Genomic DNA, 727 nt, shown 5'->3' with positions numbered 1-727 from the left:
CTAGACAACTCAAGATGTATCGACAACACAAATACATTCACAGCCATAGATGATGGAGACATTGCCTCCTACTCCTGGGACTTCAACGGGGACGGTGTAGAAGATAGTAATATTGCTAATCCGAGCTACCAGTACCCTGCCACAGGGAGTTATCAAACAAAACTAACGGTAGTCAGTAATGGTGGGTGTGCCAATAGTACCTCTCAGGAAATCTCTATATACAACATACCTGACACACCTGATTTTGACTACTCCGCTACCGTACTCTGTAGCTCTTCGGACATCACTTTCTCCAACCTTACTAATGAAAATGGCTCAACAGACATTGTCTCCTACCTATGGGATTTTAATGGAGAGGCTACCTCTACAAACAAAAACCCAACCTATGCTTTCGCTACTCCTGGTGATAAAACCATTACACTAACAGCCACAATACCGGGGTGTAGCACCGATACATATTCTGAAAATATCACCATTAGCGAAGGACCGAATGTAAGCTTCGACTATACCAACAACTGCTTTGGCGAAGACATACAATTCACAAACCAAACAACGGGCAATAACATCACGAGCTACTCTTGGAATTTTGGAGACGGAACCCCTACCAGCACTGACCAAAACCCTACTCACCTCTATGCTGCTACTGGAGAATATGACATTACATTAACGGTCGCTAATGATGGGGGGTGCCAAAACGCCAGCTTGCAATCCATCACAGTCTCCGATG

1 protein-coding gene is annotated in these 727 nt (G+C 44.6%); it reads left to right on the top strand.

Annotation, left to right across the window (positions count from 1 at the left end; translation table 11 throughout):
- Positions 1–727: PKD domain-containing protein (locus BGP76_RS17910; protein WP_119845707.1), on the top strand; the 727-nt coding region annotated here is incomplete at both ends.

The sequence above is a fragment of the Reichenbachiella sp. MSK19-1 genome (assembly GCF_003590315.1).
Classification (GTDB): domain Bacteria; phylum Bacteroidota; class Bacteroidia; order Cytophagales; family Cyclobacteriaceae; genus Reichenbachiella; species Reichenbachiella agariperforans.
The sequence above is the reverse complement of the archived record's forward strand: the minus strand, read 5'-3'. Positions and strand labels throughout refer to the sequence as shown.